19 protein-coding genes are annotated in these 21,590 nt (G+C 66.2%); 12 read left to right on the forward strand and 7 right to left on the reverse strand.

Features of this window, described 5'->3' with window-relative positions:
• Nucleotides 1-54: 54 nt before the first annotated feature.
• Nucleotides 55-180 carry a hypothetical protein gene (locus AB3X98_RS31390; protein ID WP_256094458.1) on the reverse strand — a complete coding sequence of 42 codons (126 nt, stop codon included), beginning with the start codon at nt 178-180 and terminating at the stop codon, nt 55-57.
• Between the two features lie 189 nt (nt 181-369).
• On the opposite strand from AB3X98_RS31390, the gene AB3X98_RS31395 reads away from it, so the two are divergent.
• Nucleotides 370-1,665, forward strand: coding sequence for an aspartate carbamoyltransferase (locus AB3X98_RS31395; protein ID WP_069261789.1), 1,296 nt, complete (start codon nt 370-372; stop codon nt 1,663-1,665).
• A 74-nt stretch (nt 1,666-1,739) separates the two neighbouring features.
• Here the strand turns inward: AB3X98_RS31395 and AB3X98_RS31400 are convergent, their stop codons facing one another.
• Nucleotides 1,740-2,819, reverse strand: coding sequence for a zinc-binding dehydrogenase (locus AB3X98_RS31400; RefSeq protein WP_368605710.1), 1,080 nt, complete (start codon nt 2,817-2,819; stop codon nt 1,740-1,742).
• A gap of 63 nt (nt 2,820-2,882) precedes the next feature.
• Between AB3X98_RS31400 and AB3X98_RS31405 the strand changes: the two genes are divergently transcribed.
• Nucleotides 2,883-3,851: a LysR family transcriptional regulator gene (locus AB3X98_RS31405; RefSeq protein WP_368605711.1), complete on the forward strand. Its 969-nt coding sequence runs from the start codon at nt 2,883-2,885 to the stop codon at nt 3,849-3,851.
• A 292-nt stretch (nt 3,852-4,143) separates the two neighbouring features.
• On the opposite strand, the gene AB3X98_RS31410 is transcribed toward AB3X98_RS31405, so the two are convergent.
• Entirely contained in the window at nt 4,144-4,335 is a 192-nt protein-coding gene (locus AB3X98_RS31410; protein ID WP_368605712.1) for a hypothetical protein, read from the reverse strand.
• A 20-nt stretch (nt 4,336-4,355) separates the two neighbouring features.
• Between AB3X98_RS31410 and AB3X98_RS31415 the strand changes: the two genes are divergently transcribed.
• The 6 genes from AB3X98_RS31415 (at nt 4,356) to AB3X98_RS31440 (ending at nt 10,827) form a co-directional block, all read left to right on the forward strand.
• Nucleotides 4,356-5,072 carry a 2Fe-2S iron-sulfur cluster-binding protein gene (locus AB3X98_RS31415; protein WP_342946679.1) on the forward strand — a complete coding sequence of 239 codons (717 nt, stop codon included), beginning with the start codon at nt 4,356-4,358 and terminating at the stop codon, nt 5,070-5,072.
• Between the two features lie 16 nt (nt 5,073-5,088).
• Complete coding sequence (locus AB3X98_RS31420) at nt 5,089-6,105, forward strand: xanthine dehydrogenase family protein subunit M (protein WP_368605713.1); 1,017 nt, start codon at nt 5,089-5,091, stop codon at nt 6,103-6,105.
• Nucleotides 6,102-8,333 carry a xanthine dehydrogenase family protein molybdopterin-binding subunit gene (locus tag AB3X98_RS31425; protein WP_368605714.1) on the forward strand — a complete coding sequence of 744 codons (2,232 nt, stop codon included), beginning with the start codon at nt 6,102-6,104 and terminating at the stop codon, nt 8,331-8,333. Before AB3X98_RS31420 ends, AB3X98_RS31425 begins: the two co-directional genes overlap by 4 nt.
• 142 nt (nt 8,334-8,475) lie before the next feature.
• Complete coding sequence (locus AB3X98_RS31430; protein WP_069261784.1) at nt 8,476-9,063, forward strand: NTP transferase domain-containing protein; 588 nt, start codon at nt 8,476-8,478, stop codon at nt 9,061-9,063.
• A gap of 121 nt (nt 9,064-9,184) precedes the next feature.
• On the forward strand, nt 9,185-9,334 hold the full coding sequence (locus AB3X98_RS31435) for a hypothetical protein (RefSeq protein WP_176732810.1): 150 nt from the start codon (nt 9,185-9,187) through the stop codon (nt 9,332-9,334).
• 263 nt (nt 9,335-9,597) lie between these two features.
• Nucleotides 9,598-10,827 carry a PepSY-associated TM helix domain-containing protein gene (locus AB3X98_RS31440; RefSeq protein WP_368605715.1) on the forward strand — a complete coding sequence of 410 codons (1,230 nt, stop codon included), beginning with the start codon at nt 9,598-9,600 and terminating at the stop codon, nt 10,825-10,827.
• A gap of 17 nt (nt 10,828-10,844) precedes the next feature.
• Here the strand turns inward: AB3X98_RS31440 and AB3X98_RS31445 are convergent, their stop codons facing one another.
• Nucleotides 10,845-11,945 carry a porin gene (locus AB3X98_RS31445; RefSeq protein ID WP_368605716.1) on the reverse strand — a complete coding sequence of 367 codons (1,101 nt, stop codon included), beginning with the start codon at nt 11,943-11,945 and terminating at the stop codon, nt 10,845-10,847.
• A 440-nt stretch (nt 11,946-12,385) separates the two neighbouring features.
• Here AB3X98_RS31445 and AB3X98_RS31450 point away from each other — a divergent pair, with 440 nt between their 5' ends.
• The 3 genes from AB3X98_RS31450 to AB3X98_RS31460 are packed head-to-tail and all read left to right on the forward strand — an operon-like array spanning nt 12,386 to nt 15,533.
• Nucleotides 12,386-13,273, forward strand: coding sequence for an N-formylglutamate amidohydrolase (locus AB3X98_RS31450; RefSeq protein ID WP_083245007.1), 888 nt, complete (start codon nt 12,386-12,388; stop codon nt 13,271-13,273).
• An 8-nt stretch (nt 13,274-13,281) separates the two neighbouring features.
• Complete coding sequence (locus tag AB3X98_RS31455) at nt 13,282-14,052, forward strand: IclR family transcriptional regulator (RefSeq protein ID WP_368605717.1); 771 nt, start codon at nt 13,282-13,284, stop codon at nt 14,050-14,052.
• A 23-nt stretch (nt 14,053-14,075) separates the two neighbouring features.
• The gene (locus AB3X98_RS31460; protein ID WP_368605718.1) at nt 14,076-15,533 is read left to right on the forward strand and encodes a YfcC family protein; all 1,458 of its coding nucleotides are present in this window, start codon (nt 14,076-14,078) and stop codon (nt 15,531-15,533) included.
• A 63-nt stretch (nt 15,534-15,596) separates the two neighbouring features.
• Here the strand turns inward: AB3X98_RS31460 and AB3X98_RS31465 are convergent, their stop codons facing one another.
• Genes AB3X98_RS31465 through aepX form a run of 3 tightly spaced genes read right to left on the reverse strand, consistent with a single transcriptional unit; the run spans nt 15,597 to nt 19,576 of the window.
• On the reverse strand, nt 15,597-16,664 hold the full coding sequence (locus AB3X98_RS31465; RefSeq protein ID WP_368605719.1) for a 2-aminoethylphosphonate aminotransferase: 1,068 nt from the start codon (nt 16,662-16,664) through the stop codon (nt 15,597-15,599).
• A 9-nt stretch (nt 16,665-16,673) separates the two neighbouring features.
• Nucleotides 16,674-17,873, reverse strand: coding sequence for a phosphonopyruvate decarboxylase (aepY, locus tag AB3X98_RS31470; protein ID WP_368605720.1), 1,200 nt, complete (start codon nt 17,871-17,873; stop codon nt 16,674-16,676).
• Nucleotides 17,870-19,576: a phosphoenolpyruvate mutase gene (gene aepX / locus AB3X98_RS31475; protein ID WP_342946689.1), complete on the reverse strand. Its 1,707-nt coding sequence runs from the start codon at nt 19,574-19,576 to the stop codon at nt 17,870-17,872. Before aepX ends, aepY begins: the two co-directional genes overlap by 4 nt.
• Nucleotides 19,577-19,993: 417 nt before the next feature.
• Between aepX and AB3X98_RS31480 the strand changes: the two genes are divergently transcribed.
• On the forward strand, nt 19,994-21,541 hold the full coding sequence (locus AB3X98_RS31480) for a methyl-accepting chemotaxis protein (RefSeq protein ID WP_342946691.1): 1,548 nt from the start codon (nt 19,994-19,996) through the stop codon (nt 21,539-21,541).
• Nucleotides 21,542-21,590 lie beyond the last annotated feature (49 nt).

A 21,590-nucleotide genomic window follows, 5' to 3' on the forward strand; every position in this document is an offset into this window, starting at 1 on the left:
GGGCGCCTTCGACTGGCCGTTCCGTCGCACATCTGACGGAACAGCAGACTCCGGTCAGATGAGCGGCTGTTTTTTGGCTTTGGCTTTCACCCACACCGAAGTGGCCTGCGCGAGCGACGACACCGCGCGCGTGGCGGCGGTGAGATTCGGCAGGTCGTGGCGGAGCGGGTTACGTAGCATGTCGCGCAGTTTAACCCGAGATCGCGCAGTTGCGGGCGGGTGCCAGCAAGCGGCGGGCTGCGCGCGCGGTGCAGTCTCACGCGCGCAGAACGGTTTCTCGAGCGCTCCTCCGACAAAAGAACTTGACTTCTCACACCACCGAACTAATATACGCACCGCGTACATTAACCAGAAATCACGGGTGCCAGCATGAGCGTTCCGCAACAAGCCTTCCTCCGTGACGCCATGCGGCGTCTGAACATGACCCGCGACGCATTTGCGAGCCGCATCGGCGTGTCGCGTCGTGCGCTCGACACGTGGCTGCTGCCCGAGGAGTCGCAGGAATCGCGCGCCATGCCGGAGATCGTCGAGCGCTTCGTTTCGGAAATCGTCGGCAACGGCGAGCCGCGCGAAGACTATACGCAAAGCGTAGACTCGGCGCGCTCGCTCGCCAGCCAGATGCAGTTCGAGGGCAAGCCGCAACTGCTTTCCGTGGACCAGTTCTCGCGCGACTCCGTCGAGGCCTTGTTCCGCGTCGCCGACATCATGCAGCCCATCGCGCGCCGCCGGAAAATCTCGCGCGTGCTCGAAGGCGCGGTGCTCGGCAACCTGTTCTTCGAAGCCAGCACGCGTACGCGCGTGAGCTTTGGCGCCGCGTTCTGCCGCCTGGGCGGTTCGGTGTGCGACACGACCGGCTTCACGTTCTCCTCGATGGCCAAGGGCGAATCGATCTACGACACGAGCCGCGTGATGGCCGGCTACGTGGATGCGATGGTGATTCGGCATCCTGATCAAGGCTCGGTGGCCGAATTCGCGCGCGCCGTGAACATCCCCGTGATCAATGGCGGCGACGGTCCCGGCGAGCACCCGAGCCAGGCACTGCTCGATCTCTACACGATCCAGCGCGAGTTCTCGCGTCTGGGCAAGATCGTCGACGGCGCGCATATCGCGCTCGTGGGCGACCTCAAGTACGGCCGCACGGTGCACTCCCTCGTGAAGCTGCTCGCGCTGTATCGCGGCATCAAGTTCACGCTCATTTCGCCGCCGCAGCTCGAAATGCCGGCGTACATCGTCGACAAGATCTCGACCAACGGCCATGTGGTCGAGCAGACGCACGACCTGCGCGCGGGCCTGCGCGGAGCGGATGTGGTGTACGCCACGCGCATCCAGAAGGAGCGCTTCGCCGACGAGTCGTTCGAAGGCTACACGCCCGAATTCCAGATCAACCAGGCAACGATGGACGAGTGCTGCAGCGCTGAAACGCTCGTGATGCACCCGCTGCCGCGCGATAGCCGCCCTGGCGCCAACGATCTCTCGACCGATCTGAACCACGATCCGCGCCTCGCGATCTTCCGCCAGACCGACAACGGCATTCCGGTGCGCATGGCGATCTTCGCGGTGCTGCTGGGCGTGGAAAATCTCGTGCAGCACTCGATGCGCGACGCTGTCTGGCGTCCGCCTGCCTACCTCGGCCCGGACGACGCCGTGTTCCACGGCATCGACTGAACCTCGCTGCACTCGCAACGTCATCGGCCCGCAAGCGTCAATCGCGCTTGCGGGCCGATTTGTTTATGGCGCGCTCAAGCGCCTTGCGAGGTGCAGACCGTCACGCAGGTCAGCCCTTCCGCCTTTTCCGCCGCGTCGATCGCGGTCTCCAGCGCATCGAACGGGTGACGTTGGACTTCGATCGCATCGAGCGGCAGTTGCCCGGACTGCACGAGCGCGATCAGCGCACGGTAGTCCGCACCGCTGTACATGAAGTGGCCCATCAACTCCCAGTTGTTGATGAGCATCTCGCCATACTTGATCGGCAGATCCACCTCCATACTGCCCATCAGCACCATGCGGCCGTTGCGGCGCAGGCTGCGCAGCGCAGCGAGCGTAGCGCCCGGGTCGGTGGCGTGGCCCACCATGTCGAAGGCGAGATCGGCGCCGCCGTTCGCGGCCGCACGGATGGCCTCCACGTCGCGCGCCATCTCACCGCTGAGCGCGACGGTGACCACACGCCCGCCGCCGAGCTTCGCGAGCGGCGCCAGCGCCGCCGCGCGCCGTCCGAGCGCCACCACACGGCCTGCGCCGAGTGCGAGCGCATCGAGCACGGCCGCCGAGCCGAACGCGCCGGCCGCGCCGTTCACCACCACGGTTTCGCCTGCCGCGAGCCGGCCGCGCCGCAGGCCGCCGAACGGCACCACGAGCTTGCCGAGCGCCGCGAGCTGCGCCGAAAGAACATGATCGAGGCCATCGAGCGGAAATACCGTCGAGGCCGGAAACTCGACCGCCTCGCGCAGCGTGCCGTGCGGATAATCGCCGAGCATCGGCCCGCTGTCCGGGCTGATCGCCGTGAGCCCGAGCAGCGCCTGGGCGGGCTCGCGCAGCGCTTCGTCGGCGATCCAGTAGGGGCTCAGCGCCACGCGCTGGCCGACGCGATAGCCGTACACGCCTTCACCGACCGCGAGCACCCGACCGATGCCGTTGGTCCCCGGCGAAAACGGCCCCTGCGGGTAGCCGTAGGGCAGCTTGCCCTGCACGTACTGGCGCGTATAGCTCAGGAGCGGCACGGCCTCCACGCGCACCAGCAGCGCGCCGCGGCGCGGTTCGGGTTGCGGCACGTCGCGCAGTGCGAGCGGTTGACCGGGTTGATCGAGCATCCAGGCTTTCATGGCTTCTCCTAGTGGAAAGGTGTTCATCTGACGGATTGAACTCTAGGCGAGCGAGACGTATTCTTGAAATCAATTGCCGACATTCCACCCATCACCGTGATTGATCTCTCCGGTATCGACCTCAACCTGCTCGTATCACTCGACGCCCTGCTCGCCGAGTTGAACGTGACGCACGCCGCCGCGCGCTTGAATCTCACGCAGCCGGCTGTTTCGGCGCAGCTTGCCCGGCTGCGCCAACTCTTCGACGATCCGCTGCTCCTTCCCGCCGCCAATGGCCGCGGCATGACCCCCACGGCGCGCGCGCTCGAACTGATGGAGCCGCTGCATGCGGCGCTCAAGACGCTCGAAACGGTGGTGCGCCGCGAGAGCGCCTTCGATCCGTTCACGGGTACACGGCGCTTCGTGGTCGCCGCGAGCGACCAGTGCGTGGCCGTGCTCGGCCTGCCGCTGATGATCGCGTGGCCGCGTCTGGCTGGGCCCGGCCTGCAACTGGCGTTCATCGCGATTGAATCCGGCTCGCTCGCCGAGCGCTTCGAGCGCGGCGAAATCGATTTGCTGCTCGGCTCCGCGCAACAGGTGCCGCCAACGCTCAAGGCCAGAAAGCTCTACGACGAACACTTCGTCGTGGCGCAGCGCAAAGGGCACCCGCGCGGCGCAGCCCCGTTCGACCTGGACAGCTATTGCGCGCTCGAGCACGTGCTCGTTTCGACCAGCGGCGCGAGCTTCTTCGGCTTCATGGACGAACATCTCGAAGCGCTCGGCCGACGCCGCCGCGTGGCGCACTCAGTACAGCACTTCACGCTCGTGCCCGAGGTGCTCACTCGCACAGACTACGTGGCAACGCTGCCTTATCGGCTCGCCGCACGCTACCAGGACCGCGTGGATCTGTTCGCGCTGCCGTTCGAGGCACGCGGCTTTTCGATGCATGCGGCATGGCACCCACGCAATCACGCCGATCCGGCGCTCGTGTGGCTGCGCGAGGCCGTGGCTGCGCTGAGCACCGCCGGCATGGTTAGCGATCCTCTCGATTGACTCGTGCGCAATTCCTCAGTCGATCGATAAGGCGAATGTCTGCAAGCGCACCGCCGCTGCGGTCTACGGCGTGTCGGAAGGACTCCGTACCATTGTGGTCGAGCGTGAAGCACCAGATAGCCAGGCCGACACCTCAACTTTCAGGAAGACCGCGCATAGCGTAGGCGTTGCGCGGAACGACTCGTCGCGCAATCATCTTTCAATACCCTTTTCCCGCCTGCCGCATTGCATTTCTGTCCATGGCGCCAGCTTCGCGCCGGAATGGCGCCAGTCATGCGACAGCGTTGCGCCATCAAGCAATATGCAGCGAAAAATTCACACGTAAGCGCTTTACTTTCGTGTTCGAGAAGTGCACTTTGCAGTTCTGCAGTGCCCGGCCGAGCAACCGCGGCATCGGAATTGCTTCACGAAAGAGGCGCGCCGCTGCGCGACGAAGCCCCCGCGCGGCCAGCGCTTGAAGTCCCGGTTTATGTACTGTCTTCATCCTGGAGTCCGCAGATCGCCATGTCCAACGAACGTCCCCTCGATGCGCCGTGCGATTGCGACGACGCCTCCCAAGTTTCCCCCTCCCGCGCGCCCGCCGACGTCACCCGCCGCCGCTTCCTGCAATCGGCGGCCGCCGCTGCCGCGTTGAGCGCGACGCCTCATCTGCATGCACAGAATGCGCCGCCTGCCACCGCCCCCACCGAAGCGCCGCCGCCCGCGCCCGCGCAGCCGGTCAGGCTCGACATCAACGGCCGCGCCTACACGCTGCATATCGAACCGCGCGTCACGCTGCTCGATGCGCTGCGCGACTACGCGGGACTCACCGGCACGAAGAAGGGCTGCGATCGCGGCCAGTGCGGCGCTTGCACGGTGCTCGTCGAAGGACGGCGCATCAACAGTTGCCTCACGCTCGCTGTGATGCACGAAGGCCAGCGCATCACCACGGTCGAAGGGCTCGCGGGCGTGGCCACGCTCAGTCCCGTGCAGCGTGCGTTTATCGAGCACGACGCCTTCCAGTGCGGCTTCTGTACGCCGGGCCAACTGTGTTCGGCCACGGCATGCCTGAGCGAATTCGCGGCAGGCGCAGCGAGCGCCGCTACGCCCGACGTGCGCACGCGCCCCGCCCAACTGAGCGATGCCGAAATACGCGAGCGCATGAGCGGCAACATCTGCCGCTGCGGCGCCTATGTCAACATCGTGGCCGCCGTGCGCGACGCGCACACGGCCGGCGCCTGAGTACGGAGGCACACAAATGGATGCCATCTCGTACCAGCGCGCCGCCGATGTGAACGGCGCGATTGCCGCCGCGCAGCGTCCCGGTGCGGCGTTCATCGGCGGCGGCACGAATCTGCTCGATCTCATGAAAGGCGGCATCGCGCATCCGGTGACGCTCATCGATATCACGCGCATCGAGGCGCTCGATCAAGTTCAAACGCTGCCCAACGGCGGCCTGCGCATCGGCGCGCTCGTGAGCAACAGCGACGCGGCCAATCACACGCTCGTGCGCACGCGTTACCCGCTGCTCTCGCAGGCGCTGCTCGCCGGCGCGTCGCCGCAGCTGCGCAACATGGCCACCGTGGGCGGCAATCTCATGCAACGCACACGCTGCCCGTACTTTTACGACACCGCGTTCACCCAATGCAACAAGCGTGCGCCCGGCAGCGGCTGTGCAGCGATTGAGGGCTTTAACCGCATGCATGCGATCCTCGGCGCAAGCGCGCAATGCGTGGCCGTCAATCCGTCCGATATGAGCGTTGCGCTCGCGGCGCTCGACGCCACCGTGCAAGTGAGCGGACCGGGCGGCGCACGCACCATCCCGTTCGCCTCGTTTCATCGCCTGCCCGGCGACAGGCCCGATCTCGACACGACACTTCAATCAGGTGAACTGATTACCTCGGTCGACCTGCCGCCGCCGTTGTTCAGCGAGCACGCGCACTACCTCAAGATCCGCGACCGCGCGAGCTATGCGTTCGCGCTCGTCTCGGTCGCGAGCGCGCTGCAACTCGACGGCCACCGCATCCGCGCGGCGCATATCGCGCTGGGCGGCGTGGCGCACCGACCGTGGCGCGCGAGCGTGGCGGAACAGCATCTCGCCGGAAAGACGCTCAGCGCGTCGACGCTACGCGAGGCCGCCGCGGCGGAACTCGCGCAGGCGAAGCCGCTGAGCGGCAATGCGTTCAAGGTCGGACTCGCGCAACGCGCGATCATCCGCTCGACGCTGCTCGCCGCCACCGGCACGCAAGGCAACAACACCGGAGATTTCGCATGAGCGCGCTGACCGGACAACCGATGGACCGCATCGACGGCATGCTCAAAGTCACGGGCGGCGCCCTCTACGCGAGCGATTTCCCGGAAACGCGGCTCGCCCATGCCGTGCTCGTGACCAGCACGATTGCGAGCGGCACGATCACGTCGATCGACTCGAGCCCTGCCCAGTCCATGCCCGGCGTGCTGCTCGTCATGACGTACCAGAGCGCGATGCGGCTGCCCAACGGCGGGCGCTCGCCGCTCAAACCACCAGCGGGACGGCACCTCACGCTGCTACAGGACAACGTCGTGCGCTACAGCAACGAGCCCGTTGCAGTCGTGGTTGCCGACACGCTGGAACACGCCACCGATGCCGCGCGTCACGTCGACATCGCCTACGCGCCGACGCAGGCCACGCTCGACTTCAATCGCGCGAAAGGCGACGCGCACGCGCCGCCCAGCCCAATGGGGCGCCCGGTCGAATCGACGCGCGGCAACGTCGAAGCCGGGTTGCATGAAGGCGCGGTGCGCTTCGATGCCGTCTACACCACGCCCACGCAATTCCATAACCCGATGGAGCCGCACGCGACGATGGCGCACTGGGACGGCCCGGATCTCACGCTCTACGACGCCACCCAGGGCGTGAGCGGCGCGCGGGACGCGGTGGCGGCCGTGTTCGGCATCGCGCCGGACAACGTGCGCGTGATCTCGCCGTTCCTCGGCGGCGGCTTCGGCTGCAAGGGTTCGTCGTGGTCGCACGTGAGCCTGTGCGCAATGGCCGCGAAGCAGACGGGACGCCCCGTGAGGCTCGCGCTCGCGCGGCCGCAGATGTTCGGCCCCGTCGGCTCGCGCCCGCACACGGAGCAGCATCTGTCGCTCGCCGCGCGCCCGGACGGCACGCTCACGGGCCTGCGCCACGACACGCTGGCCCACACATCCACGTTCGAAGACTGGCTCGAGATGTGCGGCCTCGTCACGCGCGTGATGTACGCGGTGCCCAATTGCAGCACGGGTCATCGTGTCGTACCCCTGAATGTCGGCACACCGACCTTCATGCGCGCGCCCGGTGAAACCACCGGCTCGTTCGCGCTCGAATCGGCCATGGACGAGCTGGCGTGGCAACTGAAAATGGACCCGGTTGCGCTGCGCCTGAAGAACTACGCGGAAAGCGAGCCGCAGGACGGCAAGCCGTGGTCGTCGAAAGCGCTGCGCCAGTGTTACGAGGCGGGCGCGCAACGCTTCAACTGGTCACGGCGCATCGCCACGCCGCGCGCCATGCGCAACGGGAACACGCTCATCGGCCTCGGCATGGCGAGCGCGACCTATCCCGCGAACCGCAGCGAAGCCGCCGCCGTGGCGCGCATCCTGCCCGACGGCAACGCCATAGTCGCGTCGGGCACCCAGGACATCGGCACCGGCACCTACACGGTGATGACCCAGGTGGCCGCCGACGCGCTGGGCTTCCCGCCCAACCGCATCCGCTTCGCGCTGGGCGATTCGACCTTGCCGATCGCGCCCGTTTCGGGCGGCTCGCAGTCGGCGGCGAGTGTCTCGCCCGCCGTGCAGGCCGCGTGCATGGCCGTACGCGACAAGCTCATTGCGCTCGCGCGCGCCGATCGCGGCTCGCCCGTCTACGGACTCGCTGCCGACGACGTGACCGTGCAGGACGGCTGGGTCGTAAGCCGCAGCGACAGCTCGCGACGCGACCCGGCCGCCGCCGTCATCGCACGCGCGGGCGGCCAGCCGCTCGAGGCGCAGGCCGCGACGAAGCCAGGCGCGGAGAAGCAGCAGTATGCGTTTCACTCATTCGGCGCGGTATTCGCCGAAGTGCACGTCGATGCCGATACCGGCACGATGCGCGTGGCGCACATCGTCGGCGCGTACGACGTGGGACGCGTGCTCAACGAAAAAACGGCACACAGCCAGTTGATGGGCGGCATGGTATGGGGCGTGGGCACGGCCCTGCACGAAGAGGGCCTCTTCGACACGCGCATGGGCCGCATTGCGAATAACAATCTCGCGGAATATCACGTGCCCGTGAACGCGGACATCGGCGAGCTGGACGTGCTGTTCGTCGGCGAACCCGATCTGCGCTTCAATCCGCTTGGCGTGCGCGGCATCGGCGAGATCGGCATTACCGGCGTGCCGGCGGCGATTGCGAATGCCGTGTATCACGCCACGGGCGTGCGCGTACGCGATTTGCCGATCACGCTCGACAAGGTCGTTCCACAGATGAATTCGCTTGCGTGACCGGCACCGGTCTGCACCCGCATAGTGCATGCGCAGTCGGCAAACGCAGGACAGAGCAAGGCCTATGCCGCGCGCGGGGCTTGCCTCACGCGCGCTTGCGCCGCACAATCACTGCTCACCCTCTTCGCGGCGTATCACAGCCATGGCCTATGCTTCGTTCGCCACCGGCGTGTTGCTCGCCGCCGGCACCGGTTCGCGCTTCGATCCCAACGGACTGCGCAACAAGCTCCTCGCCCCCCTCCCTGAAGGCACATGCGTCGCGCGCGAATCCGCGCAACGGCTGCTACGCGTCGTACCCAAAGTGATCGCCGTTGTCCGTCCCGGGGCGGAAACACTCGCGCATGTGCTCAACGACGCGGGCTGCGAGGTGGTGTTCGCCCCCGACGCCGCGCGCGGCATGGGCGCGAGCCTCGCTGCGGGCGTGGAAACCGATCACGAAGCGGAAAGCTGGATCGTCGCGCTGGCCGACATGCCCTGCATTGCCGTCGAATCGATCGAAGCCGTGGCGCGCACACTGGATGGCGGCGCGTCGCTCGTCGCGCCGTTCTATCGCGGGCAGCGCGGACATCCGGTGGGCTTCGGCTACGCGCATCGCGCAGCGCTCGTCGCGCTCGACGGCGACGCGGGCGCACGCGCCCTGCTGAGCACCCACCCGCTCACACGCATCGAAGTCGACGATCCGGGCATTCTGCGCGACGTCGACACGCCGGCCGACCTCGACGGGCTCTGATTCGCACGCACTCGCGCGCGGCGATTGTTCAATTGCGAGTGCCAGGCATGCAATCGATCGCCTACGCTATAGGTTGACGCGCACCACACGTCCGCACGCTTTAGCGCAAGAGGACCTCGCGATGATCTGCTCGCACACGAATCCGCTTCCCGATCCACTCGCCGATCCGACACGGGACCCCGAACGCGACCCGCTCACCCCACCGGCACCGGGCCATCACAAGGACGAACCTCAGCAGCCCGAGGGGCCGCCGGACAAGGACCCCGTGTGATCGCACGCCCGGTCGCCGCGGCCGGGCATCGCGTCTCATGGTCGTAGCGGCGCTCGCGGCGACATCTCGCAAGCGCCGCGTCCGCTTCTGCGCGCTCCGCGCTTCTTCCGCCCCCATATCCTCGCCTTTCGCAAAGCTTGCGCCTTCGACGGTCGATCCGTAGAATGCAAACGATTCCTATTTGCAGTATTTTTCAGGATTGCCGTGAGCCCAATCGTGATTGCGTTCGCCCCCGCGCGCCGGCCGGCGAGCCGAGGTTTTGCATGAGACCGATGCTGGTCCGCCTGCACCGCTGGTTCGGTCTTGGCACCGCAGCCTTCCTGTTCCTCGCCGGACTGACCGGCGCGGTGATCGCGTGGGACCACGAACTCGACGCGCTGCTCAATCCAACGTTCTTCCGTAGCGCGACGCCGGGCACCCCGCTGCCTGCGCTCGAACTCGCGAAGCGTCTCGAGGCCGAAGAACCGCATGCGGTCGTAACCTTCATGCCGCTTTCCGTCGAGCCCGGCCATACCTGGATCGCGCAAGTCGCGCCGCGCCTGAACCCCGGGAGCCAGGCGCCCTATGCGCTCGACTTCAACCAGGTCGCGCTCGACCCCGTCACGGGCGCGGAGCAAGGCCGCCGCATGTGGGGCAAGGCTTCGCTTGCGCGCCAGAACCTGATCCCCTTCCTCTACCAGCTCCACTACACGCTATTCATGCCGACGAAGATGGGCATCGACTTCGGCGTGTGGACGATGGGCGTGGTGGGGATGGTATGGCTGCTGGACGGCTTCATCGCGATCGTCCTCGCGTTCCCGAACCTGAAAAGCTGGCGCAAGTCGCTCGCCTTTCGCGTGAAGCGCGGCGGGTATGCGCTCACGTTCGATCTGCACCGCTCGGGCGGCGTGTGGCTCTGGGGACTCCTGATCGTGGTGGCCGTGACATCGATTTCGATGAACCTCGGCACGCAGGTCGTGCGCCCCGTGGTGTCGGTGTTCTCGACGCTCGCGCCGGACCCGTTCCGCATCGTCGCGCCGAGCCCCGCGCTCACGCCCGCTGAAGCCACCGCCGCGCGCGAACGCATCGTGGCGGAAGCCGCCGGGATGGGCCGCCGGGAAGGCATCACAGCGCCGCCGGGGGGACTCTTCGGGCTGCCCACCTCCGGCGTGTATGGCGTGGGCTACTTCGAGGCGGGCAACGATCACGGCGACGCGGGCCTCGGCAATGCCTGGCTCATCATGAACGCGCGCACGGGCCAGGTGCTCGGCAGGCAGATTCCGGGCCGCGGCAGCGCAGGCGATATCTTCATGCAGGCGCAGTTTCCGTTGCACTCGGGCCGCATTGCCGGGCTGCCGGGACGTATCGCCATCAGCATTACCGGCGTTGTCGTCGCGATGCTCAGCGTGACCGGCGTGCTCATCTGGCTCAAGAAAGCGCGTGCGCGGCGCAAGCCCGCGAAGCAGGCGAAGGCGGCCAGCACGATCGGCACGCGCGAGCGCGCCGCGAACTGACCGCCCGGGTCAGCCACTCAGAACTTGTGGCGGATGCCCGTCACCGCGAGGAACTGGTTGACGTTGCTCGATGCGCCAGACGTCCCTTCGATCTGCGCCACGGCGTTCGTTGCGCGCTGATAGATGAGGTCGAGATAGACATCCGTGCGCTTCGAGAGGAAGTATTGCAGCGCGCTGGTCGTCTGCCAGTAGTGCCAGCTATCCTTCTGGCCGTTCGCATTCACGCCCGTCCAGGTTTCGCCGATCGCGGCATGAATGGACGGCGTGATCGCATAGCGCAGGCTGACTTCCGCGTTCTGATAGTGCTGGTATTGACTTTGCGGCGTCAGCTCGAACGCGACGTTCGTGTACATCGCGCCCACGCCGAGGTTGCCGAAGGTGTACACACCGCCCGCGCCCCAGATGCGCTGCTGCGTAATGCCCTTCAGGAACGTGAAGTAGTTGTCCGAAGGAATCGCGCCGGTCGTGTCCGTGGCCGGATGATCGAGCTGTACATACGCTGCGCCGAACTGCAGCGGCCCGCCCGCATAGCTCGCGCCTACGCTCCATGAACGGTTCGTCCCGAAGTTGCCCGCGTTGTTGCTGAAGCCGTACATCGAGTTGATCGTCAGGCCGTGGAAATTGGGCGTGACGTACTTGACCGAGTTGTCGGTGCGGAACGTGTTGTTCAGGTCGTCGGTGTCGAACGGGTGCGTACCGTACTGCGACGTCTCCACGGCCATTTGCAGCGGTTCGAGCGAGTCCTGCGCCGCGTTGTACTGGCGCCCGAACGTGAGCGAGCCCCAGCGGTCGCTCGCGAGGCCCACCCACGCCTGGCGGCCGAAGATGCGACCGTTCGCACTCGCGGTGCCGGTCTGCAGGTTGAAGCCGTTCTCGAGGCGGAAGATCGCGCGATTGCCGCCGCCCAGATCTTCGCTGCCGAGCAGGCCCCAGCGGGAGCCCTGCTCGCTGCCGGCCGTCGCCTGGAAGTTCGACTTGCCGCCCTGGTTGCTCGTGTAGGTGAAGCCGCCGTCGGCGATGCCGTAGAGCGTGACGCTCGACTGCGCGTTAGCGTGCGAAGCCGCGAGACCGAGACCGCCGATGACGAGTGCGAGGGTGTGCCGGGATGCGTGAAACATGCGTTTTTCTCCTTCTGGCATTCGATGTGCCGTGAATTGACGTTGATCTCCAGATGCGCGCCGCGAGGTGCGATCTATCTTTTGCAGTCCTGATGAAACGGCATCGCTGTGCAGCGCAGAGCGACGGTTGCCTGCTCGTAGTCCCCGTTAGCGATGCTTGCCCCACCCGCTTGTTTTATTGTTTAAAACAGCGTATTATTAATTATTCGGGCCGACTTTCCGTCCCGTCAAGAAGCTGTCAAAAACCCGCGACACGACCCAAGGCGTCGCGGCGTCCGTCAAAATCGCTGTAATCCTTTACAGTTGGTTCGTTTCACCGTTTTTACCGAGCCATTCCAGGGGAAACCCCAATCGGCCCAATTTTTACCGCGCGCTACGCTGTCTCTTGAAATTAAAACGCTGTTTTATTCATTAAAACACGCGACAAGTGACTGACTAGGATGACGAACACCAGCCTTCTTTCCCCCCAGGCAGACGAACACGCGCCCTGCTTCACCGTTGCGGCACAGGCTGCGCCGCTGCCTATCGTGTTCGACTCCCCGCATAGCGGCATTACGCTGCCGGACGACTTCGGCACCGTCGCGCCGCGCGAGGCGATCCTCACCTCGTGGGACGCGTTCGTCGACGAACTGTGGGGCGGCGTTCCCGCGCGCGGCGGCGTGCTGATCGGCGCACGCTTTCCGCGCGCCTATATCGACCCGAACCGCGCCATCACCGACATCGACGCCGAACTGCTCGCCGAGCCCTGGCCCGAGCCGCTCGCGCCCGAGCCGTACACGCGACGCGGCATGGGACTGATCCGCCGCTACGCGCTGCCCGGCATGCCGCTCTACGATCGCAAGCTTTCTGTCGATGAAGTCCGGCACCGCATCGACGCGTATTACCGCCCCTACCGCGCGGCGCTCGCGCAGGCGGCCGAAACGGCTTACGCACAACACGGCGCGCTATGGCACGTGGATTGTCACTCCATGAAATCGCGCGGCAACGAAATGAACGTCGACTCGGGCGAGGCGCGCCCCGATTTCGTCATCAGCGACCGGCGCGGCACGACGTCGGATCCGGCCTTCACGCAATGGGTCGCCGAGCACTTTGCGGCCGCCGGCTATCGCGTGCAGATCAACGAGCCTTACCAGGGCGGCGACCTGCTGCGCGCCGTGAGCGATCCGGCGCGCAACCGGCACAGCATCCAGATCGAACTGAACCGCGCGCTCTACATGGATGAGGCGACGTGTTCGAAGCATGCGGGTTTCGACACGCTCAAGCGCGACCTCGACGCCTTCGCCGACGCCCTCGCCGATTGGGCGCGCGCGCGACTCAACGCAAAGTGAGCATAACCATGACCTATATCGTCGATGCCGTCGACAACGCGCTCAAACTGCTCAGCTACGTGGCCGAGCATCCCGGCCTTGGCGTAACGGAGCTGTCCACGCAGCTGGGTATCAACAAATCGCGTACCTACCGCATGCTCTGCACGCTGGAGCTGCACCGCTATGTCGTACAGGACGCACAAACCTCCACCTACGCGCTCGGTCCGCAAGCCTTCGTGTTAGGCGTGGCGGCCACGCAGCAAAACACGCTCGTACGCTCGGCCTCGCGCCACATGCTCGCGCTCAACCAGGCGATCAACGAGACGATCGTGCTGCGGGTGCGCGAGGGCCTCGAGACGGTTTGCGTCGCGCGTTGCGAGACCACGCACCAGGTGCGAGCAGTAGGCGCGGTGGGCAACCGCCGGTCGATCAACCACGGCGCTTCGGGCAAGGTGTTGCTCGCGTTCGCACCCGGTGCCGTGCGCACCGACTATCTCGCGCGCATGAAGAAGATGCCCGAGGCGCCGGACCTGATCGCGCTTGTCGAGGAACTCGATGCGATCGCGCGCAAGGGCTACGCCGTGAGTCTCGCCGAAGTGACGGCCGGCGCAGTGGCGATCTCCGCGCCGGTGCGCGATATGTCGGGCGCGACGGTGGCGGCCGTCGCCATTTCAGGGCCGGAAATGCGCATCGGCCGCGCCGAGATTCCCGACTACCTCGAACGTCTTCAAGCCTGCGCCGATGCGATCTCCGCCGAACTCGGCTATGCGGGCGCACGCGCCGCGGCGCTTTCCGCCTGAGTACGCACAGAGGAATCCTTATCATGATCGCCGCTCCGCCCTCTTCCCCGCGCGAAGACACGACGCCCACCGAAGACGCAAAACCGGAAACCAGGCCGCACGGCAAGATGCTGCACCCTGTCGTTATGATGCTCTGGGTACTCGCCGCCGCATTGGCGATGACCTGGTTCGTCGACGCGGGCCGCTTCGAGCGCCACGACAAGCTGGTGATTCCGGGCACCTACCACGTGGTGCCGAAAAGCAGCGATCTCGCCACGCTGGTCGCGCCGTCAGTGACAAAGAGCACGCTGGATCATGCGGCGCCCGCGAGCCTCGTCTCCGTGTTCGTCGCCATCCCGAACGGGCTCATCAAGAACGCGCCGCTCATCGTCATGGTGATGTTCGTGGGCGGCATGTTCGGCGTCATGAAACGCACGGGCGTAGTGGACGCCGGCATCGACCGCCTGCTCCAGCTCACCGCCGGCAACGTCTACGTGCTCGCGCCGCTGCTCATGATCCTGATCGGGCTTGGCAGCACCCTGCTCGGATTCATTTCCGAGTACCTGGTCATCATCCCGATGGTGATGCTGCTCGCGAAGCGGCTGGGCCTCTCGAATCTGTTCGCAGTGGCGCTCGTCGCGATCGCGGCGAAGATCGGCTATATCGCGTCGGTTACGAATCCGCTTTCTCTCGCGGTGGCGCAGCCCATCGTCGGCGTGCCGCTCTTCAGCGGGCTGGCGCTGCGGCTCGGCGTATTCGTGGTGTTTCTGACGATCGGCGTCGCGTATCTGCTGCTCTATGTGCGTCGCAGCGGCTATCGGCGCGAGGCCGCCGTCGAGGCGCTGCATGCGCCTACGCCGCTCTCGCGCCGCCACAAGGCGACGCTCGTCATCCTCGCTTTTGCGGCCGCTGCACTCGTGTTCGGCACGCGCGAACTGAATTGGGGCAACGTCGAGCTTTCCGCATTCTATGTGGCGATCAGCATCGTGACAGCGCTCGTCGGGCGGCTCGATTCGCGCAGCGCGTCCGAGGCCTTTGTCGACGGCATGAAGGGCATGGTGCTCGCGGGTCTCCTGATCGGGCTTGCGGCATCGGTCGAATTGATCCTCCAGAACAGCTTCGTGCTCGATACGCTGATCGACTACTTCACGCGCCTCGCGCACGGACGCTCGAGCGTCTGGGTCGCCAACGGACTCATGGCCGTGCAGATGCTGCTCGACGTGTTCATTCCTTCGGTTTCGGGCAAGGCAGCGGTGAGCATGCCGATCATCGGGCCTATCGCACAGCTTTCGGGCGTGAGCGGCCAGACCTCGGTGCTCGCATTCGTGCTGGGCGGCGGCCTCACGAACATGGTCACGCCCACCTCCGGCATGCTGCTCGCGTATCTCGCCACGGCGCGCGTGGGCTTCGGCGAGTGGATACGCTTCATTCTGCCGCTCTTTCTCGTGCTGCTCGTGCTGTCTTCTGCGACCCTTGCGCTTGCGGTAGTCACGGGATATTGAAGCTCGACCAAAAAAGCAAACGGGCGGCCGAAGCCGCCCGTTAGTCGCTTGCGAAATACGCCCTTAACGCGTCACTTCATCGAACGCCGCCAGCAAGCACTCGACATCGGCGGCGTGAATGTCGCCCATCGTCGAGATGCGGAACAGTTCCGCCGACAAGCCGCCCTGCCCCGCATAGATCACGAAACCGCGCGCCTTGAGCGCGTCATGCAGCGCGGGATAATCGACGCCCGCGGGCAAGCGGAACGCGCGCAGCACCACCGACGATTCGTCCTTCGGCAGCACGCTTTCCATGCCGCGCGCAGCGAGCCCCGCGCGCACCTGCTCGGAAAGCGCCGCATAGCGCGCGTGACGCGCCTGCCAGCCGCCTTCTTCAGCGAGTTCGCGCAGCGCCTCGACGAGCGCGTAGTACGCGTGCACCGAAGGCGTGAACGGCGTATTGCGCTGGTCCTGCAGCGTGGCAAGACGCTTGAGATCGAGATAGTACGTGCGGCTATGCGCTTGCGCGAGCGCGGCGCGCCGCACCACGACGAAGGCCGCGCCCGGCACGCCGTGCAGGCACTTGTTCGCCGTGGCCGCCACCGCCGCGATGCTCGCGTCGCCGAAATCGATCGCTTCGGAACCGAAGCTGCTCACGCCGTCCACGAGCATCTGCACGCCGCGCGCGCAACACGCTTCGCCCAGTGTGCGCAGATCGTTCAGGCGCCCCGTGGTCGTTTCGTGATGAATGATCGCGACGTGCGTGACCGACTTGTCGGCGTCGAGCGCGGCCGTGATGCGCGCGAGATCCGGCGCCTGCATCCAGTCGTGCTTAACCACTTCATGCGCGATGCCATACTGCTTCGCGATCGCGGTGATGCGCTCGCCATACACACCGTTCTCGACGATCAGCAGCTTGCCGTTCGCGGGCACGAGCGTCGAGATCATGCTTTCGACCGCAGCCGTGCCGGAGCCCGTTATGAGCACGGCCTGCCATTGCGCGGGGTCGAGATCGTAGACGCCCACGAGACGCGTGCGCGCCTCTTCCTGCACGTCGAAGAACTCGCTTTCGCGATGGCACAGGTCTTCCTGGAGGAGGCTCTGGCGCACGCGTTCGGTGAGCGTGACCGGGCCGGGATTGAGCAACAACATGGTAGTTCCTTATTCAGCGGACGTGACGACAGCGGCGCCGATGTGGCGCATGAGGCGCGTCTTGACATCGGGCGGCGTGATCGTGGGGCGCGGCAGGCCATCGGGCGTACCGCGGCGAATCGTCAGGCGTACGAAGCGCGTGCCTTCGACACCCGAAGCGCGCTTCGCACGTTCGCGCGCGGCGGTGAGCACGCTGTCGAGCATGGCGAGATCGTCGCCTTCCACGGCGTCGGCGTAACCGCACGCGGCGGCCACGTTCGCGAACGACACCTGCCCCGACACGGTGGCCTGGCCACCCGTCGAATCGTGCGCGCCGTTGTCGAGCAGCACGTGCGTGAGGTTCGCGGGGCCATAGGCGCCGAGCGTGGCGAACACGCCCATGCGCATGAGCGCCGCGCCGTCGCCGTCGAGCGCGACCACGTTGAGGTCGGGCCGCGCAAGCGCGAGACCGAGCGCGAACGGCGTGACGCAGCCCATCGAGCCCACCATGTAGAGCTGGTTCGAGCGGTCGTCGAGTGCGTAGAGTTCGCGGCCGCAGAAACCCGTCGAGGCGACGACCACCGTCGACTCGGCAGGCGTCGCCGCGATCACGCGCTCGAGCGCCTGCTGGCGCGTGGGCAGTTGATCAGGCGTCCGCCCGGTCCATTTGACCTGCGCGATCGGCAGCGCGTGCTTCGCCGGCATCGCGCCGCCGCCCTCGAGTTCGTACGGCGCCACGCTGCCCTTCTGCATGACGAGCGCGTACGGGCGGCCCGTTGCGTCCATGTGCTTGATGGCGCGATCGAGCGCCGCCGCGATCTGGTCGGCTTCCGTGGGGAACGTCTCCCACGGAATTTCCATCGTTTCGAGCATCTGCGGCGTAACCGGGCCCATCAGCGCGTGCTGCGGCTCGTCGGGCACGCCCGGCTGGCCGCGCCACGTCACGATCAGCAGTTGCGGCAGACGGAACGTCCATGTCAGCGAAGTGAGCGGGCTCACGGCGTTGCCGAGGCCCGAGTTCTGCATCATCGTGACGCCGCGCTTGCCCGCGAGCGCGACGCCCGCGATGACCGCAACCGCGTCGCCTTCGTTGGCCGCGCTCACGTAGTGCAGCGAGTCGTCCTGCAGCACGTAGTTGATGAACGGCGTGAGGTACGAGCACGGCACGCCGGCGTACCACTCGAAGCCGCGCGAGCGCGCCGCTTCGACGAATTGTGCGGCTTCGATCATGCCTGGCCCTCCGCGCCCAGCGGCGTTTGCGCGTGCGTATAGACGCCCTGAGCGAAATCTCCCGCGCGGCGGAAGTCTTCGAGGTCGTTCACGCCGCGCCAGTGGCCGTGCACGTACTGCACTTCGATTTTCTCGCCGTCTGCGATCAGTGCATTGAGCAGCGCCGGCATGTCGAGCGTGTCGAAGTCGGCGCGCGTCTGCAGCTGCGCGAGCTTCTTCGCGAGCTTCGCACGGCCCGCGCCTCGCACGTTCACGAGGCCGATCCAGCGGCCGTGCGGGGCCGCGCCGTTCGCGGCCGGGTCGCTCGCCACACGCTCGAGGATCACCTTGCTGCCGAACAGATCGCGCTCGTCGGCGGCCGAGCACCATGCGAAGTCGCGCGTGCTGCTGTTCTCCGACTCGGGCGACGAGTCCACCACCACGCTGAAGTCCGCTTCGCTTTCCACGAGATCGCGCAGGATGTAGCTGCGGAACACGAGGTCGCCGTACGAGATCACCGTGTCGTTGTCGAGCGCGCCGACCGCGCACGCGAGCGAAGCGAGTTCGTTCGTCTGCGCGAAGCGCTCGTTGCGCACGAGCTTGATGCCCGCCGTGTCGATGGCTTCGGCCTTGTAGCCGCCCACCACGGTGATGTCGTTGACCGACTGCTTCTTGAACGCGTCGACGAGCCAGCGCAGGAGCGGCTTGCCCGCGACCGGCAGCATGACCTTGGGCTTGTCTTCCGTGTAGGCGTCGAGACCCGAGCCGCGGCTCGCGGCCAGCACGATCGCCGAGCCCGCGCCGCGCGACGTGGCGCTAAGGTAGCGGTCTTCGGCTTCCGAGTATTCGTCGGCGTCCTGCAAGCGAAAAATTTCGTTGACCGTAGCAATGCGGTCTTCGATATCGACGAGCGTTTGCGTGTCGTAAATCGTTTTGGTGACGGCCTGCATGGCCGAAACGGCCGCGCGGATCTGATGGTTCGCCCAGATCACCGTGCTGATGCCCGCCTTGCGGAACACCTCGGTCGGCGTGCTGTAGTACTTGGTCGGCACGATCACGAGCGGGCCGCGGCCCGCCCACTCGCGCGCGAACGTGAGGATCTCGTCAGCTTTCGAAAGCTTGCTGTGGATGAGGATCGCGTCTGCGCCGGCCTGGCGATACGCTTCGGCGCGCTTGAGCGCTTCGTCCATGCCCCAGCCCGCGATCAGCGCCTCGACGCGCGCGACGATCGAAAAGTGCTCGTCGGTCTGCGAATCCTTGCCGGCCTTGATCTTGCCGCAGAACTCGTCGATGTCGGCAAGCGGTTGCGCTTCGCCGCCGATGAAACTGTTGGTCTTCGGGAACACCTTGTCTTCGATGCACACGCCCGCAATACCGCGCTGCTCCAGCTTGCGCACGAGACGGCGCACGTTGTTGAAGTTGCCGTAGCCGGTGTCGCCGTCGAGCAGGATGGGCAGGTCGCTCGCGTCGGCCATGAACTCGAGGTTGTCGACCACCTGGGTCCAGCTCGCCTCGTTGTTGTCGCGCACGCCGAACTGCGCGGAGATCGAGAGGCCCGAGCCCCAGATCGCCTTGAAGCCCGCCTCGCGCGCGATGCGTGCGGAAAGGCCGTTGTGCGCTTCCATCAGGAATTCGAGTTCGTTGCTGGTCAGCATCTGGCGCAGCCGCGCGCTGCGCGATGTGGCAAGAGCGGCGGGGACCAGGGCGGGTTCGCGTGCGTTCATTCTTGTTGCTCCAGTGGACGTCATGCGGGCCGCAGCGGGGCTGCGCCGTGTGCGTCGCATCGTTGGTAAAGGTCCTTCATCCCGGCTTGATCGCAAGCCTCGAAGTCAGACTGGCCGGGGGCAAAGTCGCGACTATATCGGAAATGATTCCTATCCGCAGTCGATCCCTGCAAAGAGTGGCAAATCATGGAGTTGCTGTGAAATTTGTGGCTTTTGTCGGCGCGTTCGCAGGCGTTTCAGCAGCGCGTCATATGCGCCAGATCAAGGACTTTGATTTGTATGAAGAAAAAGCTGCCTAAGCAGGGTTCCCCCTGGGTCTCGCGCACGTTTGCGTGGGCCGTAAACACAGTCTGGCGGCAACGCATCGCCAGTCGCACCGCTCCTGCCCTGTGAAATATCCGACCGACCATGCAGAACATGACCCTCAACAAAAAGCTCCGCTCGATGATCGCGATCCTCTGGATCGGCCTGCTGTTGATCGTCGCCTTTGGCGCCTGGCAAAGCCGCGAAGCGATGATCCGCGAGCGGCGCGCGCAGCTCACCACGCTCGTCGACGAAGCGACGAGCATCGCCAACTACTACTACGGGCTCTCGCAGCGCAACGTCATGCCCGAAGCCGACGCCCAGAAGCAGGCACTGACCGTGATCGGCTCGATCCGCTACAGCACCGACGGCTATCTGAGCATCAACAACTCGCAGTCGGTCATGCTGATGCATCCGATCAAGCCCGAGCTCGACGGCAAGAACCTGAGCGACTTCACCGACCCCGCGGGCACCCATGTGTTCACCGGGCTCGTGAACGCCGCGAGCGGCCCGAACGGCGGCTTCCTCGACTACCTCTGGGCCAAGCCCGGCCACAGCGAGCCCGTTCCCAAGCTGAGCTTCGGACGCCGCTTCGTGCCGTGGGACTGGGTGATCGTGACGGGCATGTACATGGACGACGTGCGCGCCGAGTTCTACGACAGCCTGCTGCGCTGGCTCGGCGTGACCTTCCTGCTGGGCGGGGCCGCCACGGCCGTGATGGTGCTCGTGGTGCGCAGCGTGCGCAGCAGCATCGGCGGCGAACTGGAAGGCGCGGTGGACGCGGCCAATCGCATCGCCGAGGGCGATCTCACCTTGCGGCTGCAGGTGCAGGGCACGAACGAGACCAGCCTGATGCGCGCGCTCGCGACGATGCAGACGGCGCTCGTGCAAACCGTCTCGCGCGTGCGCAGCGGCGCCGAAAACATCAACGTGGGCGCGAACGAGATTGCGGCTGGCAACACGGATCTCTCGCAACGCACCGAGGAGCAGGCGGCGGCGCTGGTGCAGACCGCGTCGAGCATGGATCAGATGACGGCGAACGTGCGCCAGAACGCGGACAGCGCCCAGCATGCGGCGTCGCTCGCGAGCCAGGCCGCCGACGTCGCGACGCGAGGCAGCGCCGTAGTCGACGACGTCGTGCGCACGATGGGCGACATCACGACGAGCTCGCAGCAGATCGGCGACATCATCGGCGTGATCGACGGCATTGCGTTCCAGACCAACATCCTCGCCCTGAACGCCGCTGTGGAAGCGGCGCGCGCGGGCGAGCAAGGCCGCGGCTTCGCGGTGGTGGCCGCCGAAGTGCGCAGCCTCGCGCAGCGCTCCGCCACCGCTGCCAAGGAGATCAAGGCGCTGATCGAAAAGTCGACCGGCACCGTGACCGAAGGTCAGCATCTCGTGACCAACGCAGGCGCGACGATGACCGAGATCGTGCAGTCGGTGCGACGCGTGCACGAGATCCTCGAAGAGATCAGCAACGCTTCGCGCGAGCAGAGCGCCGGCATCGAGCAGGTCAACCGCGCCGTGGGCGAGATGGATCAGGTGACGCAGCAAAACGCGGCGCTCGTGGAACAGGCCGCAGCCGCCGCCCATTCGCTCAAGGATCAGGTGAGCGTGCTGCGCGAGTCGATCGCGAGCTTCCGCTTGCCCGCGCACGCGTAACGCTGTCGCCACGCCGGCTCGCCGCCGGCTCGCCGCCGGTTCGCCGCCG

This window comes from Paraburkholderia sp. BR14312, assembly GCF_040948675.1.
Classification (GTDB): domain Bacteria; phylum Pseudomonadota; class Gammaproteobacteria; order Burkholderiales; family Burkholderiaceae; genus Paraburkholderia; species Paraburkholderia nodosa_A.

Bases quoted from the DNA above. Each gene is read 5' to 3' on its own strand.
- AB3X98_RS31390 (WP_256094458.1), bottom strand. From the start codon at position 180: ATGCTACGTAACCCGCTCCGCCACGACCTGCCGAATCTCACCGCCGCC.
- AB3X98_RS31395 (WP_069261789.1), top strand. From the start codon at position 370: ATGAGCGTTCCGCAACAAGCCTTCCTCCGTGACGCCATGCGGCGTCTG.
- AB3X98_RS31400 (WP_368605710.1), bottom strand. From the start codon at position 2,819: ATGAAAGCCTGGATGCTCGATCAACCCGGTCAACCGCTCGCACTGCGC.
- AB3X98_RS31410 (WP_368605712.1), bottom strand. From the start codon at position 4,335: ATGAAGACAGTACATAAACCGGGACTTCAAGCGCTGGCCGCGCGGGGG.
- AB3X98_RS31415 (WP_342946679.1), top strand. From the start codon at position 4,356: ATGTCCAACGAACGTCCCCTCGATGCGCCGTGCGATTGCGACGACGCC.
- AB3X98_RS31420 (WP_368605713.1), top strand. From the start codon at position 5,089: ATGGATGCCATCTCGTACCAGCGCGCCGCCGATGTGAACGGCGCGATT.
- AB3X98_RS31425 (WP_368605714.1), top strand. From the start codon at position 6,102: ATGAGCGCGCTGACCGGACAACCGATGGACCGCATCGACGGCATGCTC.
- AB3X98_RS31430 (WP_069261784.1), top strand. From the start codon at position 8,476: ATGGCCTATGCTTCGTTCGCCACCGGCGTGTTGCTCGCCGCCGGCACC.
- AB3X98_RS31435 (WP_176732810.1), top strand. From the start codon at position 9,185: ATGATCTGCTCGCACACGAATCCGCTTCCCGATCCACTCGCCGATCCG.
- AB3X98_RS31440 (WP_368605715.1), top strand. From the start codon at position 9,598: ATGAGACCGATGCTGGTCCGCCTGCACCGCTGGTTCGGTCTTGGCACC.
- AB3X98_RS31445 (WP_368605716.1), bottom strand. From the start codon at position 11,945: ATGTTTCACGCATCCCGGCACACCCTCGCACTCGTCATCGGCGGTCTC.
- AB3X98_RS31450 (WP_083245007.1), top strand. From the start codon at position 12,386: ATGACGAACACCAGCCTTCTTTCCCCCCAGGCAGACGAACACGCGCCC.
- AB3X98_RS31455 (WP_368605717.1), top strand. From the start codon at position 13,282: ATGACCTATATCGTCGATGCCGTCGACAACGCGCTCAAACTGCTCAGC.
- AB3X98_RS31460 (WP_368605718.1), top strand. From the start codon at position 14,076: ATGATCGCCGCTCCGCCCTCTTCCCCGCGCGAAGACACGACGCCCACC.
- AB3X98_RS31465 (WP_368605719.1), bottom strand. From the start codon at position 16,664: ATGTTGTTGCTCAATCCCGGCCCGGTCACGCTCACCGAACGCGTGCGC.
- aepY (WP_368605720.1), bottom strand. From the start codon at position 17,873: ATGATCGAAGCCGCACAATTCGTCGAAGCGGCGCGCTCGCGCGGCTTC.
- aepX (WP_342946689.1), bottom strand. From the start codon at position 19,576: ATGAACGCACGCGAACCCGCCCTGGTCCCCGCCGCTCTTGCCACATCG.
- AB3X98_RS31480 (WP_342946691.1), top strand. From the start codon at position 19,994: ATGACCCTCAACAAAAAGCTCCGCTCGATGATCGCGATCCTCTGGATC.